The following is a 12,980-nucleotide window of genomic DNA, read 5'->3' as shown; positions in this document are numbered from 1 at the left end:
GCCATGAATAAAAAATTTGAATTACATGTACTCAGTCAAATCTATGACTTTCTAATTGAAAGAGAAGGATTCACTGCTCTGAATCTTCATTTTAAGGTTATGGAATTTTTTAGGGAGTTACATGTAGGGGATAAGAGAGATTTTGTTATTTTGGCACCGAATAAAATTTCAGGTAATTTCGGTGAGGTTACTCATATTCATTTATTAAATATTCCACATTTCCATGAAAAGGACAAATTCATTCATTGGGCACATAAAGCTCTAAATCGCTAAGCGTCTCATCTGTAAAGAAAGAGAATGGGGTTGTTTCATAAATTAAACATTGAAATCTTTAGATTTTGATAAGTTATATTTTTAAATCGTGCTAGGCAAAAATGATGAAAATATTTGCAATAGTAAGTTTAGTTTTAATGCTGGGATTAACGGCATGCCAAAAAAGAGATACAGATACGAAAGAGCAGGATAAAACTACAACGCCACATTCCATGGATAAAGATCAGTAAGAAAAAGCTCGCCAAATGGTGGGCTTTTTCAAGAGTTAAAATGGTATAGTAGCGCTGTCCTTTAAGTACTTTTTTCTATGTCTGAAACCTATAAATACATTTACACCCAAATTAGTACATTTGGATCATTACCTACACATAAAGTTCTTATAAGTAGTGTAGGAAGGAAGACAAAATTAGTTTTCGCTGATAATACTTTTGTTTATAGTACTGTTTCTGATTGGGCTTTAAGTCATTCGGGTCTTGATTCTAGGAAATCAATATGGTCTGAAGAGCCTAAGTCATTTTTAGACAGTGAAAAAACAAGATTAAGCATCTATAGAGCCTCACATCCTGCTTTTATCACTGAAGTAAGCATTGGCTAAGAGCTAGTATTTTGTATGCTGCTTATGTAATAACTGCTTATATTACAAATAAAGTTTGCTTTATGCCTGCTTAGGGCGTATAAAGCTAACTCGTTGATGCGGGATGGAGCAGTCTGGTAGCTCGTCGGGCTCATAACCCGAAGGTCGTTGGTTCAAATCCAGCTCCCGCTACCAACGAAAAAGATTCAAAGTTTATAGCCTAGTCTTCACAGATTAGGCTTTTTTTATGGCTGGTTAATTTTATACATAGCGGTTTTTAAGAACGTGCTTTTATACAAGTTACTGGAATGGTGTGTAAGCTATGAAACTACAGTATTTCTAGAAAAAACTGGACTGTAAGTGACGTAAAACAGGTTTAAATTTTATTCTGATTCTAACGGCATAATGGGTTTCCCAAATAAACCAATATTTTTATCCCCCCATTGTTTTAATGCAACCAAAATAGGTGCTAAAGAAGTGCCGAGTGTAGATAATCGATATTCTACTTTAGGTGGAACAACGGCATAAACCTTTCGTAGAATTAGTTGATCCTCTTCAAGTTCACGTAATTGTCTAGTAAGCATTTTTTGAGTGACATTTGGAATTTTCTTTCTCAGTTCATTAAACCTTAAAACGTCGTCTTCTAATAAATGCCATAAGATAATACTCTTCCATTTACCATCAAGTAAGCCTATGGCAGCTTCAACAGAACATCCTGGTGTGCAATCAAAACGCGAATGTTTTAGCTTACCCATTTCAATAGTATCCTTTTGGTAACTATAAGACGAATTTGTCTGTATAACTTAAAAAAGAATATTAAGTAAACTCAAATAACAAAACAAGAGGACAAGTGAATGAAGGCTATTTCTTATATTGATGGTATGGATCATGGATTTCAAAATCCACTGGTAGATATTGAAAAAGCGATGCCGAGCTTAAAAGATCGGGATTTGTTAGTTAGAGTCAAAGCGATCTCGGTTAACCCTGTCGATACCAAGGTTAGACGAAACCCAGTAGCAGTAGGCAACACACGTATCTTAGGATGGGATGCAGTGGCTGAGGTTGTTGAAGTCGGTTCTGGCGTGCAACATTTTAAAGTCGGAGATCAGGTCTGGTATGCAGGTGATTTAACGCGGGATGGGAGTAATGCTGAGTATCAAGCAGTCGATGAGCGTATTGTTAGCTTAAAACCTCAAAGCCTTAGTGATGCTGAAGCTGCTGCGCTGCCATTAACCGCTATTACAGCGTGGGAAATGTTATTTGATCGTTTCAATGTTGATTTAGATCAATCTGATAATATTTTAGTAATTGGAGGCGCTGGAGGTGTAGGATCTATTGCGATTCAATTACTCAAAGCGAAGACAAATTTAAAAGTCATTGCTACAGCATCTAGGGAAGAGACTAAAGTATGGGTTAAGTCTTTAGGGGCTGACTACGTCATCGATCATACCGAAGATTTAAACATGCAAATCAAAGAATTGGGTTTAGACGCACCTCGATATATTTTTTCAACTAATCAAACACACACGTATCTTCCTCAAATTTCTAAGCTTATTGCTCCACAAGGTAAGTTTGGCTTAATTGATGATCCGAAATCACTAGATATCAGTGAGTTTAAGTCTAAGTCTGTTTCTGTGCATTGGGAGTTCATGTTTACACGTTCAATGTTCAATACAACAGATATTGAACAACAATCTCAGCTCTTACATCAGGTTGCAGAACTAGTAGATAACCACAAAATTAAAACCACGCTGAATCAGACTTTAGGCAAAATTAATGCGAAAAATTTAAAACTTGCTCATGAACTGATTGAAACTGGCCGAGCGAAAGGAAAAATCGTTTTGGAAGGCTTTTAACTAGTTTTAAGCTCAACTTAAATAAGTGGGTTAATTTTTAAGTTAAACACTTGAAACTATACAATTAGGATCAATATTCTCAGCAAGGCCATTCTAGGGTTCAGCGCACTAGGATGGCTGTCCTCTTTTCGAAATCCGTTTCACTCATGTACACATAATAAAGAGCTTTTGGAATAATTTTTTCAATTCATTAAGTATTATGTTGTAAAGAATGAAACACACAACTTTGATTTAATATATTATCCTCAGCATAAGTCTAGATAGAGCGCCGTGTAGCGCTTTATTTTTATTTAAGTTAAATCAAAACAGTGCTTTGTGAGTATTAAAAATCTTAGGTACGGAAGATTTCGTATAGTTGTGATTATTTGAACGTCCAAGAGCTATTTCACTGTTCCTGCTTTTTGCATTTCTTGGTAAAGCTGATCAAGATAATGTTGTTGTTGGACGTTATCTTTAAGGTATCGTTGATAATTCACACTACAACTATCGATATCGGCGATATTATTGAGATTGAATGTCCAATCATCCGTGTTTTTAACATGAATGCCTAAGTCATCACTACATTTCTGCCAAAGTTGAGAAAATCGTGTCTGCTTATTGCTTGGCAGTTGGTTGAAACGTGCATAAACGCTGAAGCCTTTCATTTCTGAATTAAAATATTTGTGAATAAAACCAATGGGTACACCAGCCCAATTCATTGATTGATCTTCTGGGAAGGAAATCCTGATGAGTTTTTTTTCGTTCAGTAATGAATCTTGTTGGCCTGATTTAAAATGTTGTTCTTCATATTCTAGTTTTGTGTCTATAGGTACATTCATCTTTTTCACGATCATTGGTTGTGTCGTGATGTAATAGGGATAATCAGGCCTACCATTGCCGCCTGTAGGGTTCATATTGCCAACACATGCTCCCAAATTTGAGAGCAGGGCGATGCAAAAGATTAATCTAACTTTATTATTCATTATTGATCCTAAAAAAACTTTATTTACAGGCTATTTTATTTATCCAGAATAAACATGGTACACCTTATGCGAAACGTTCGAAATTTCATCTGTAGCCTCAATATTTTGGTTCAAGCTTATTCTAAGGCTCAGCACACGACTAGTGCTTTTTTTTAGATGCTACAACTACTATTTTTAAGGACGTTTCAATTTATTGCAGGAAACATCTGATATAATTAAAATTTATGACAGCTATAAATAACTTGAATATTTATTTATTTCATGTATACTTGGCCTAACTAGAAAAAAGTAATGTTTAGTAAATCTTCTTTAAGTATCGCAGTTTTAGTCATAATCCTCCGTTGTTTCAGATCTTAAGCTCCACTTTTATTATTTTCAAAGTTACATATAGTCATTTTTGGCTCAAATTATTAAAATTCAGCAGGATATATTATGTCTACTACAGTTACCGGTACAGTTAAATGGTTTAATGAAACTAAAGGCTTTGGTTTCATTCAACAAGAATCTGGTCCAGATGTTTTTGCTCACTTTCGCGAAATCGCTAGTTCAGGCTTCAAAACATTGCATGAAGGCCAAAAAGTGTCATTCAGTATAGAGCAAGGTCAAAAAGGCCCAAATGCTGTAAATATTGTTGCTTTATAAGAAGCATTAAATATAAAAAAGCACTGAACAGTGCTTTTTTAATGACTAAAGATTATTAATTAAATATTTATTCCTTGTTGGGATATATGAAAAAAACTGGTGAAAATTGAAAAAACTTAATACCTTAATTGCTAAATCTTCAAATGGTACTGAAATTATAGTCTCGTTAATTCCTCTAAATAAAATGCAAAATACCCGTGATGGCTTGAAATCTATTGAAGTGGGTAAGCGTGTGTTGCTTCAGTCTGGAATCGAAGTGGATTTAAATTTAGATGGTAGAACATTTTATACCGCTTTAAATCAATTATTTAAATTTAACTATAAAGTTGCCTAACTAAATATTTGATTATATTGTTTTTAAATGAATTAATATTATAGGTATAGAAGAAATGTTAAAGAAAAATGTTACTGTCAAAGATCAATTCGGTACTGAATACTCTATTCAGGCAACTGTAGATAAAAACTCTTGCAGCACAATGTTGCATTCAAATTTAAGATATATCACTGTTGATGGCGAAGATATTCGTCCTGGTTTTGAAATGTTCTTCCAAAGTCTAAATAGCAGTAAAATTTTCAAGTTGATCTGAACGTTATTAGTTTTAATTTGGTCGTGATGACTAATACTACAATTATCTTAACCAACCCCAATGATTCCTCCTCAAATCTATTTAAATTATAGAACAGTTATTTTAGATAATTTGAAGAGGGCCATGTCGGGCAGAACACTTTTGTTAATAAGTAGTTTAATGACATCGCTAAAAAGTATTCCTAGCAAAAAATCTTTTGTGAATGGATAGGTTGAGTGATTTTTGTACTATAAATGGATTTTAGCTTAAGGTACTGAGTCTGGAAATATACAGTTACGTCCATTTGCTTTAGCAAGATATAATTGCTCGTCTGCTCTTCGTAGAACACTTGTTTTAAGCTCTTTCTTTTTCCAAGTCACTACTCCAAATGACATAGTAACTTCTTCAATCCTCTGAAACTTACAAGATTCAATGACTGTGCGTAGTCGATCAGCCATTTTCAAAGCCGAATCTAGTTTGATACTTGGTAATACGATTAATATTTCGTCTCCTCCCCAACGAATGAGAGTGTCCTTGCTCCGTAAATTTTTGGAGAGCTCACGCATCACTTGTTGTAAGACCTTATCTCCTAATGCATGACCATGAGTATCATTAATGGTTTTAAAGTAATCGATATCAGCCAATAACACGCAGCAAGAGTTATCTTCATTGCACATGTCTTTTTGAATGGTATCTAGAAGATGTTCACCATAGCGACGATTAAAAATGCTCGTCAAACTGTCGTAATTGGCCCACTCTTCAAGTTGACTCTTGATCTCGATATGATGATTAATATTTCTACCGATACTCACATTATGTGTAATTGTGCCATTACGGTCTTTTAGAGGGGATGAAACGAGCTCTAAGAAATGCTTTTCATATACGTGGTCTTTATTTTCAGTATCCTGATTTTTTACTCTCTGTAGTTCTATCAGCTTTTGATCATGTGGATATAATTTTGTGATAGGTTCATCTTTTAAATCTGCTAGGGTGTAGCCAGAGATTTCCTCTGCGGCATGATTCATAAATTTAATTCTAGCTTGATCATCCGTGATCACTATCGTATCGGGTGTTGTATTTATCGCTGCAACCAACATCGCTTGATATTTAAGACTTTCGTTTTTTTCCGTGATATCTCGTTGAACGGATACAAAATGGGTGATTTCACCTGTTTCAGTTTTAATCGGGGAGATGTTCCATTCTACAGCGTACGGTGTTTTATCTTTGCGATAATTAATCGTATTGTTATGGAAAAATAGTCCATTAGATATGCAATCTTTTAACTCCTGAATCACGGTTAGATCTGTCTCAGGCCCTTGTAAGATACGGGGCGATTGTCCAATTAACTCTTCTTCGCTATAACCTGTCATTTCACAAAATGCTGGATTGCAGAAAAGGATGTGTGGGCCATTATTCTCAAAGCAGGCATTTGTAATGACGATCGCATTAAATGATTGTTGAATGGCCATAGTCATTAAACTATTGAATTCAGTCGCTGTTAATTTTTTGTGTTCAGAATATTGAGGCATATTGGAGTGAATCACTATGTTTCTTTATTGTTTTCCCTGTTCTTATTAATATCATAAATTAGACTTTAAATTAATGAATAATGCTGGTTTATGATTTATACAATATAATCAACAACCTATAAAATCACTTATATTGTGACGTTTGTCATGTACTGGAAGATTCAATTATCGATGAATTTATGAACGCTCTAAAAGATATTAGGGCTATTGCTACGGATATAATAATAAATTCAAGATAGCAGAGTATTGTGATCAGAAAAGATGAGGTAGCACAAATATTCAACTAGAAATTTACAAAGGATGTAAGGAATACTTGAAGCGATGAAGGATGTTGTACTTAAAAGTACTTTAATCTACAAGATGTTGGAAATGATGGATAGGCAGGTAATTGATTTTTAAGGTTTAAGTAAGGCTTAGCCTGAATGAAAAGCTGAGCATTCTATTTTTCTTTACATTTTTCGTTTAAGCTGTTTTTAACAGCTCCGTTTTATAAAAATATTTAAAACTTAGGAAAAGCGATGAAGAATAACTATCCAAAACCTATAATAATCATGCATTGGATTACCTTTGCTTTAGTTGCACTGGTGTATCTGACTGCAGGTGATCCCACAATAACAGACTGGAAAGGTCAGATTCATGTTGTAGGTGGGATTTTAATATTTATTTTATTTTTCTTGAGATTGAGTTTTGTTTTTCTGTATAGAAAAAGTATTCCTAAAACTGAAATAATTAATTCTTACCAAATAGTGTTATTTAAAATGGTCAGATTTTTCCTTTACTTAAGCCTATGTATTGTTCCAATTGCGGGTTGGATGACATTATCGAGTTTTACTGATAATTTCCAAGTTTTATCGTTAAGTTTACCGCTTTTGAGCACTGTTTGGGGGAGTGACTATATTGCAGATGCGCATCAATTTTTAGGGAATCTTTTTATTGCACTCGTGGGTTTACATGCCTGTGCGGCATTGATTCACCACTTCATTTTCAAAGATAATGTCCTAAAAAGCATGCTTTTTAAAAAATGGTGTGATTTAGAGGTTATCTGATGGTTGCCTTTTAGATTCGTCTGGCATTTTATATTATGAGTATTTCATAGTCACAGAACACATGATAAAAGATGAGCCGAAAGTGTAGATGCAGTATACTGTGCTGGTCGAAAAAGTGATGAATTCATATGTATATTGGTCCGTATCAACTGTCAAATAATTTGATTGTGGCTCCTATGGCAGGCGTAACTGACCGTCCATTTAGGTCTCTGTGCAAATACTTTGGTGCAGGGCATGCTGTCAGTGAAATGATGACATCAGACCAAACGTTACGGATGAGCAAAAAAAGCTTATATCGTGCTAATTTTGATGGTGAATTGGCGCCTATTTCAGCACAAATTGCAGGATCAGATCCCAAAGAGTTAGCGGAAGCTGCACGATATCAGGTTTCAAATGGTGCTCAAATTGTGGACATCAATATGGGGTGCCCTGCCAAGAAAGTCTGTAATAAGCTGGCGGGTTCTGCACTTTTAAAAGACGAAGACTTAGTGGCTCGAATTTTGGATGAAGTTGTTGCTGCAGTTGATGTACCTGTAACACTTAAAACGCGTTTGGGTTTTTTGAATGGCCATGAAAATATCTTGCGTGTAGCGAAACGAGCGGAAGAGGCGGGTATTGCTGCGTTAGCATTGCATGGGCGGACCCGTGAAGACATGTATTTGAATACGGCTCGTTATGATTTGATTAAAGAAGTAAAACAGCTGATTCGTATACCAGTGGTTGCCAATGGGGATATTGATAGTCCAGAAAAAGCCAAATATGTACTCGATTATACTGGTGCAGATGCAATTATGATTGGTCGCGCTGCGCAAGGGCGTCCATGGATTTTTCGTGAAATCGCGCATTATCTGGAGACGGGTGAACATTTGGCTGCACCAAGTATTCAAGAAGTAAAAGAAGTTCTACTTGGACATCTTGCCGAACTGTATGCATTTTATGGGGAATATTCTGGCTGCCGAATTGCACGTAAACATATTGCTTGGTACACCAAAGGTTTACGTTCAAGTAATGAGTTTCGCCAGAACATGTACAAAGTGGAAAGTACAACTGAACAATTTAAAGTAGTCGCAGACTACTTTGACCAACTACTCATTCATGGTGAAACCATGAATGACGTACAAGTTGAACAGGTCAATTTATTGGAAACCAAATAAACAAAGCTCCACGTATGGAGCTTTGAGTGAATAATGAGACTTAATAACTGACTTGTTGCATTTCAACCAACAATTGGTTAATTAAGTCCGGTGCTTCCATGGCACGAATTTGCGAAACGTTCGTACCTGCCCAAAATGCGCCAAAACCTTGATCGCCTTGTTTGGTCGCTGCGGCATGTAATTGTTTCCCTAGATCATAACAGTAGGGATATGCAGCAACAGCAGGGCGGTTCGGTAGATCAATCTGGGTATGCCAGTGACCCAGTAAGCCGCGAGCTGGGCGACCTGAAATACTGGCACTTATCTGTGTGATGTGCTCATGGAAAAGTGCATGACGGTAGGCATCATTGGCATTCGACGTTTTGCATTGTACGAAAGCTGTTCCCAACTGTACCGCACTCGCGCCGAGGCTTAACATCTGCTGAGCCTGTGTACCATTCATAATGCCACCTGCTGCAATAATAGGGCACCGACAGTGCTGCGTCAGAAGTTGTACGAGGTCGATCGTACGTATTGCACTATCAAAATGTTCATTAAAAATCCCGCGGTGTCCACCTGCTTCTATGCCTTGAGCAATAATAAAATCAATCCCTGCTGCTTCAATGGCCCGTGCTTCCGCTAAGTTGGTTGCAGAAACCATGGTTAAAATGCCAGCGTCTTTTAGCGCCTGTATTTGGTGCGGATGCGGAACACCGAAGTGAAAACTGACGGCTTTAGGGCGAGTTTCAAGTACGACATTTAAAAAGTCATCATTGTCCAAAAAGCTAGGATAAATACAGTGCAGTTGCGTGGGTGGTTCTGCATCGTATTGTTCAAAATTAGGTCTTACAAAATCAATCCATGTTTGTGCGATAGCTGGATCAAGTTCGACACTTTGATGACAGAAAAAATTAACTTGAAAAGGTTGTTCGGTCAGTGCTTGGGTTTTTAAAATTTGGCTACGTGCGGTTTCTGCGGTGTTTGCACCTAATCCAAGTGAGCCTAGCCCGCCTTGATTTGAAACCTCCGCCGCAAGCTCTGGTGTAGAAACACCAGCCATCGGTGCAAGGAAGATAGGATGTTTAATTTCAAGACGTTCTAATAATAAAGACATGTACTTGCTCCTTTTACATATAGACACTTTGCCCAAGCACTGCAAAATTGGCAAATAATATTCAGTATTTTCTCGAAAAATATCTAAAGCAATCACGTTTATTTCTCGGTTTTTAGCGACAAGCCATGTCGTTGGGTATGTGTATTGGCAATGCTTTTAGTCTGAAATTTTTTATACTTTTATTTTAGATTTTACCGAGGACCGTCATGACCGATCGTATCCGTGAAAAGCTACAGATTTTAGCTGATGCAGCTAAATATGACGTGTCCTGTTCGTCCAGTGGTAGCAATCGTAAAAACAAAAAACAAGGTTTGGGAAATACAGGGAACGGTATCTGTCATAGTTATACAGAAGATGGTCGTTGTGTTTCATTACTTAAAATTCTATTTTCAAATGTCTGTATTTTTGATTGTTCCTACTGTGTTTCTAGACGCTCTAACGATGTCAAGCGAGCCGCTTTTACTGTACAAGAAGTGGTGGATTTAACCATCAACTTTTACCGCCGCAATTATATTGAAGGTTTATTTCTCAGTTCAGGTATTTTTAAATCAGCTGATTTCACTATGGAGCGAATGCTACAAGTGGTGAAAAAGTTACGCCTTGAAGAAAATTTTAATGGTTATATTCACCTAAAAACGATACCAGGTGCCTCCCAAGAAATTATTACCGAGGCGGGCTTATATGTAGACCGCATGAGTATTAACTTGGAAATGCCAACGGAAGTTGGTTTAAAACAGTTTGCACCTGAGAAATCACATGCAGAAGTACAAAAGGACTTAGGCATTGTACGCGATCGCTTAATTCAGTTGACGGATGAGCGGCGTGTGATTCAGCATGTACCGAAGTTTGTACCAGCGGGACAAACCACTCAGATGGTGGTGGGCGCACATCAAGAAACAGACAAAGATATTATTTTAATGGCAGATCATCATTACAAAGTGTATCAGCTCAAACGGGTGTATTTTTCAGGCTATATCCCAATCAATGAACAGGAAAAAATGCTTCCTGTTGTGGGTTCTGCTCCGCCATTATTAAGAGAAAATCGGCTGTACCAGTCGGATTGGCTCATGCGTTTCTATGGTTTTGATGCGCAGGAAATCGTGAATGATCAGCATCCGAATTTAGATTTGGACATCGACCCGAAGCTAAGTTGGGCATTACGTAACCCTGAGCATTTTCCTGTTGATATTCAACATGCAGATTATCGTATGATTTTACGTGTCCCGGGTATAGGTGTTCAATCGGCTAAAAAAATTGTGCAAGCTCGTCGTTTTGGGCAGATTCATATCGATCAACTAAAGCATATGGGCATTGCTTACAATCGGGCACAGTATTTTATTCGCTGTGCAGATACGCCAAAGTTTAAAAAAGAACAACAAGCGAACCAGATTCGGCAGCACATTTTGCAATCGGGGCAATCCAAATATCAAAAACAGCTTTCGCCTCAACTGGGCTTCGGTTTTTAGTATGTCGATATATCGCTTTGATCGAACCATGACTGGACTACTGAGTTGTGTATATAGAAGCTTTCAGTTTAAAGATTTTGACGTCAAGCTTTCATCTAACAATTCCCAAGCCAGCTTGTTTGATGAGTGTATTGAGGTTGCTTCAAATGACGAACACGCAGAGCGAGTTTGGCGCGGGTTAAAGCAAAAAATTACGGCTGAGAGTCTACGATCTTTTTATTATTGTTTTCTGTCTGAGCAGGAACAGGTACATCAACATCTTTTTAATTTCTGTAGCTATGTATTTAAAAATACACATGCGGTAGATCGTAACTATGCGCATGCGGATGTATTGGCTGTTTCGCAGTGGGCCAAACAAGTGGGCAGGGAAAAGCATCGTATGGAAGCTTTTGTCCGCTTTAAAAAATGTCAGGATGGATTGTTTTTAAGTCTGGTACAGCCGGATTTTAATGTTTTACCGCTGATAGAACGGCATTTTAGAAACCGATATCAAGATCAAAGATGGTTGATTTATGATGAAAAAAGGAATTTCGGAATTTATTATGATTTGACAGCTGTGCATCAGGTGAAGATGGATGTGAATCAAATTGATCATGCACACAAAGTCGGACACAGTCAGTCCTTTAGTGTTGAATTAGATGATGATGAGCTGCTGTATGACCAGTTATGGAAAGATTATTTTAAAAGTATCAACATCGAGGCAAGAGCAAATATCAAACTACATGTGCAATATGTTCCTAAACGCTACTGGCGTTATATGAATGAAAAAACAATCTAGCGAGATGTAAGTAAGGCGTTGACTCATCATTTTCTATGATGTTTTGGGCTGTTATGGGAAGGGGAATAGACGTTAAGCAATTCATGCTAATTAAAAAATAAGCTGTTGCACCTGTAGAATTGAACTTCAATCATTAGTAATAGTGCATCTGAGTAGTGCAGAGAAAAATGTGCAAGCTTAAAGTTGATGGTAAATGATGCTGTAAATAGTAAAAAGCCCATTCAATCCATGGACTTTTTACATTTTAAATAGGTAGTCTGCTATCGCTTTTCGTGTTGTTGACGTTAAACATGCACATTAAATAGGGAGCCAATCCAACTGGCAAACAGCATCGCAAAAATTCCCCATAGTGTCACACGAAATGCACCTGTCCACATAGAAGTCCCAGAAAAGTAGCTCGATAAAGCCCCTAAACCGAATAACGATAGTACCCCTGTGAGTGCAACTGACTGAGTCAGATAACCTTGAGGGCTTAAGAGAATGGCCAACATAGGAAACAGAGCACCTAGTGAAAAGGCTAGGGCAGAAGAACCCGCGGCTTCAAGCGGCTTGGCACTGGTATTTTCATGGATGCCTATTTCATCACGAGCATGTGCAGACAGTGCATCATGTGCGCTGAGTTGTACTGCGACTTCATGTGCCAGTTTGGGTTCTAGTCCACGTTGTATATAAATTTGGGTCAGTTCTTTAAGTTCTAAGTGCGGGTTCTTATCTAATTCTCGGGCTTCATGTTTTAAATCGGCTTCTTCAATATCCGATTGAGACTTCACCGAAATATACTCACCCGCAGCCATAGAGCTTGCACCTGAAATGAGCCCGGCAATACACGTGATGAGTAAGGTATGGCTGGTTGCACCACTGGCTGCCATCCCCATAATCAAACTGGTCACTGAAATGATGCCGTCATTGGCACCCAATACCGCTGCACGTAGCCAACCAGTACGATGAATTAAATGAGGTTCAACATGGTGAGAGTAGGACATGACGATAGATCATCCTCAAATTTTAAAGTTATGATTTATTTAATAATGCATGTTTCCT

Annotated in this window: 16 protein-coding genes and 1 tRNA gene; 12 read left to right on the top strand and 5 right to left on the bottom strand. The window is 37.4% G+C overall.

Annotation, left to right across the window (positions count from 1 at the left end; genetic code table 11):
* Nucleotides 1-3 precede the first annotated feature (3 nt).
* The 4 genes from F946_RS05940 (at nt 4) to F946_RS05935 (ending at nt 1,042) form a co-directional block, all read left to right on the top strand.
* Nucleotides 4-273 carry a hypothetical protein gene (locus tag F946_RS05940; protein ID WP_004980167.1) on the top strand — a complete coding sequence of 90 codons (270 nt, stop codon included), beginning with the start codon at nt 4-6 and terminating at the stop codon, nt 271-273.
* A 104-nt stretch (nt 274-377) separates the two neighbouring features.
* Nucleotides 378-503 carry a hypothetical protein gene (locus F946_RS17375; RefSeq protein WP_017397253.1) on the top strand — a complete coding sequence of 42 codons (126 nt, stop codon included), beginning with the start codon at nt 378-380 and terminating at the stop codon, nt 501-503.
* 77 nt (nt 504-580) lie between these two features.
* Complete coding sequence (locus F946_RS17005; protein WP_080632294.1) at nt 581-868, top strand: hypothetical protein; 288 nt, start codon at nt 581-583, stop codon at nt 866-868.
* Between the two features lie 97 nt (nt 869-965).
* Nucleotides 966-1,042, top strand: a tRNA-Met gene (locus F946_RS05935).
* A 188-nt stretch (nt 1,043-1,230) separates the two neighbouring features.
* Here F946_RS05935 and F946_RS05930 read toward each other — a convergent pair.
* Entirely contained in the window at nt 1,231-1,602 is a 372-nt protein-coding gene (locus F946_RS05930; RefSeq protein WP_004693511.1) for a winged helix-turn-helix transcriptional regulator, read from the bottom strand.
* Nucleotides 1,603-1,701: 99 nt separating this feature from the next.
* On the opposite strand from F946_RS05930, the gene F946_RS05925 reads away from it, so the two are divergent.
* Nucleotides 1,702-2,703 carry a zinc-binding alcohol dehydrogenase family protein gene (locus F946_RS05925; RefSeq protein WP_004980165.1) on the top strand — a complete coding sequence of 334 codons (1,002 nt, stop codon included), beginning with the start codon at nt 1,702-1,704 and terminating at the stop codon, nt 2,701-2,703.
* A gap of 380 nt (nt 2,704-3,083) precedes the next feature.
* Here F946_RS05925 and F946_RS05920 read toward each other — a convergent pair whose 3' ends face one another.
* Nucleotides 3,084-3,665 carry a hypothetical protein gene (locus tag F946_RS05920; RefSeq protein WP_004980164.1) on the bottom strand — a complete coding sequence of 194 codons (582 nt, stop codon included), beginning with the start codon at nt 3,663-3,665 and terminating at the stop codon, nt 3,084-3,086.
* A gap of 432 nt (nt 3,666-4,097) precedes the next feature.
* On the opposite strand from F946_RS05920, the gene F946_RS05915 reads away from it, so the two are divergent.
* From F946_RS05915 to F946_RS05905, 3 genes are all read left to right on the top strand, one after another.
* Nucleotides 4,098-4,307: a cold-shock protein gene (locus F946_RS05915; protein WP_004980161.1), complete on the top strand. Its 210-nt coding sequence runs from the start codon at nt 4,098-4,100 to the stop codon at nt 4,305-4,307.
* A 106-nt stretch (nt 4,308-4,413) separates the two neighbouring features.
* Nucleotides 4,414-4,641, top strand: coding sequence for a hypothetical protein (locus F946_RS05910; protein WP_004980159.1), 228 nt, complete (start codon nt 4,414-4,416; stop codon nt 4,639-4,641).
* Nucleotides 4,642-4,696: 55 nt separating this feature from the next.
* Nucleotides 4,697-4,894: a hypothetical protein gene (locus F946_RS05905; protein ID WP_004980157.1), complete on the top strand. Its 198-nt coding sequence runs from the start codon at nt 4,697-4,699 to the stop codon at nt 4,892-4,894.
* 245 nt (nt 4,895-5,139) lie between these two features.
* On the opposite strand, the gene F946_RS05900 is transcribed toward F946_RS05905, so the two are convergent.
* A complete protein-coding gene (locus F946_RS05900) occupies nt 5,140-6,402 on the bottom strand; it encodes a sensor domain-containing diguanylate cyclase (RefSeq protein ID WP_004980156.1) in 1,263 nt (420 codons plus the stop codon).
* Between the two features lie 518 nt (nt 6,403-6,920).
* Between F946_RS05900 and F946_RS05895 the strand changes: the two genes are divergently transcribed.
* Together F946_RS05895 and dusB are read left to right on the top strand one after the other, a co-directional pair.
* Entirely contained in the window at nt 6,921-7,448 is a 528-nt protein-coding gene (locus F946_RS05895) for a cytochrome b (protein WP_004980154.1), read from the top strand.
* 128 nt (nt 7,449-7,576) lie between these two features.
* Nucleotides 7,577-8,602, top strand: a complete 1,026-nt coding sequence (gene dusB, locus F946_RS05890; RefSeq protein ID WP_004980152.1) for a tRNA dihydrouridine synthase DusB — start codon at nt 7,577-7,579, stop codon at nt 8,600-8,602.
* A 40-nt stretch (nt 8,603-8,642) separates the two neighbouring features.
* Here the strand turns inward: dusB and F946_RS05885 are convergent, their stop codons facing one another.
* Nucleotides 8,643-9,695 (bottom strand): NAD(P)H-dependent flavin oxidoreductase, encoded by a 1,053-nt coding sequence (locus F946_RS05885; RefSeq protein ID WP_004980149.1) that lies wholly within the window; start codon nt 9,693-9,695, stop codon nt 8,643-8,645.
* Nucleotides 9,696-9,901: 206 nt separating this feature from the next.
* On the opposite strand from F946_RS05885, the gene F946_RS05880 reads away from it, so the two are divergent.
* Both F946_RS05880 and F946_RS05875 read left to right on the top strand, forming a co-directional pair.
* On the top strand, nt 9,902-11,161 hold the full coding sequence (locus F946_RS05880; protein ID WP_004980147.1) for a putative DNA modification/repair radical SAM protein: 1,260 nt from the start codon (nt 9,902-9,904) through the stop codon (nt 11,159-11,161).
* Between the two features lies 1 nt (nt 11,162).
* On the top strand, nt 11,163-11,939 hold the full coding sequence (locus tag F946_RS05875) for a TIGR03915 family putative DNA repair protein (protein WP_035326474.1): 777 nt from the start codon (nt 11,163-11,165) through the stop codon (nt 11,937-11,939).
* A gap of 284 nt (nt 11,940-12,223) precedes the next feature.
* Here F946_RS05875 and F946_RS05870 read toward each other — a convergent pair whose 3' ends face one another.
* Nucleotides 12,224-12,922 (bottom strand): VIT1/CCC1 transporter family protein, encoded by a 699-nt coding sequence (locus tag F946_RS05870; protein ID WP_004693487.1) that lies wholly within the window; start codon nt 12,920-12,922, stop codon nt 12,224-12,226.
* Nucleotides 12,923-12,980: the final 58 nt, after the last annotated feature.

The organism is Acinetobacter johnsonii ANC 3681 (assembly GCF_000368805.1).
In the GTDB taxonomy this organism is placed as follows: domain Bacteria; phylum Pseudomonadota; class Gammaproteobacteria; order Pseudomonadales; family Moraxellaceae; genus Acinetobacter; species Acinetobacter johnsonii.
The sequence above is the reverse complement of the archived record's forward strand: the minus strand, read 5'-3'. Positions and strand labels throughout refer to the sequence as shown.

Coding starts and splice junctions, on each gene's coding strand:
- F946_RS05940 (WP_004980167.1), top strand. CDS start 4: ATGAATAAAAAATTTGAATTACATGTACTCAGTCAAATCTATGACTTT.
- F946_RS17375 (WP_017397253.1), top strand. CDS start 378: ATGAAAATATTTGCAATAGTAAGTTTAGTTTTAATGCTGGGATTAACG.
- F946_RS17005 (WP_080632294.1), top strand. CDS start 581: ATGTCTGAAACCTATAAATACATTTACACCCAAATTAGTACATTTGGA.
- F946_RS05930 (WP_004693511.1), bottom strand. CDS start 1,602: ATGGGTAAGCTAAAACATTCGCGTTTTGATTGCACACCAGGATGTTCT.
- F946_RS05925 (WP_004980165.1), top strand. CDS start 1,702: ATGAAGGCTATTTCTTATATTGATGGTATGGATCATGGATTTCAAAAT.
- F946_RS05920 (WP_004980164.1), bottom strand. CDS start 3,665: ATGAATAATAAAGTTAGATTAATCTTTTGCATCGCCCTGCTCTCAAAT.
- F946_RS05915 (WP_004980161.1), top strand. CDS start 4,098: ATGTCTACTACAGTTACCGGTACAGTTAAATGGTTTAATGAAACTAAA.
- F946_RS05905 (WP_004980157.1), top strand. CDS start 4,697: ATGTTAAAGAAAAATGTTACTGTCAAAGATCAATTCGGTACTGAATAC.
- F946_RS05900 (WP_004980156.1), bottom strand. CDS start 6,402: ATGCCTCAATATTCTGAACACAAAAAATTAACAGCGACTGAATTCAAT.
- F946_RS05895 (WP_004980154.1), top strand. CDS start 6,921: ATGAAGAATAACTATCCAAAACCTATAATAATCATGCATTGGATTACC.
- dusB (WP_004980152.1), top strand. CDS start 7,577: ATGTATATTGGTCCGTATCAACTGTCAAATAATTTGATTGTGGCTCCT.
- F946_RS05885 (WP_004980149.1), bottom strand. CDS start 9,695: ATGTCTTTATTATTAGAACGTCTTGAAATTAAACATCCTATCTTCCTT.
- F946_RS05880 (WP_004980147.1), top strand. CDS start 9,902: ATGACCGATCGTATCCGTGAAAAGCTACAGATTTTAGCTGATGCAGCT.
- F946_RS05875 (WP_035326474.1), top strand. CDS start 11,163: ATGTCGATATATCGCTTTGATCGAACCATGACTGGACTACTGAGTTGT.
- F946_RS05870 (WP_004693487.1), bottom strand. CDS start 12,922: ATGTCCTACTCTCACCATGTTGAACCTCATTTAATTCATCGTACTGGT.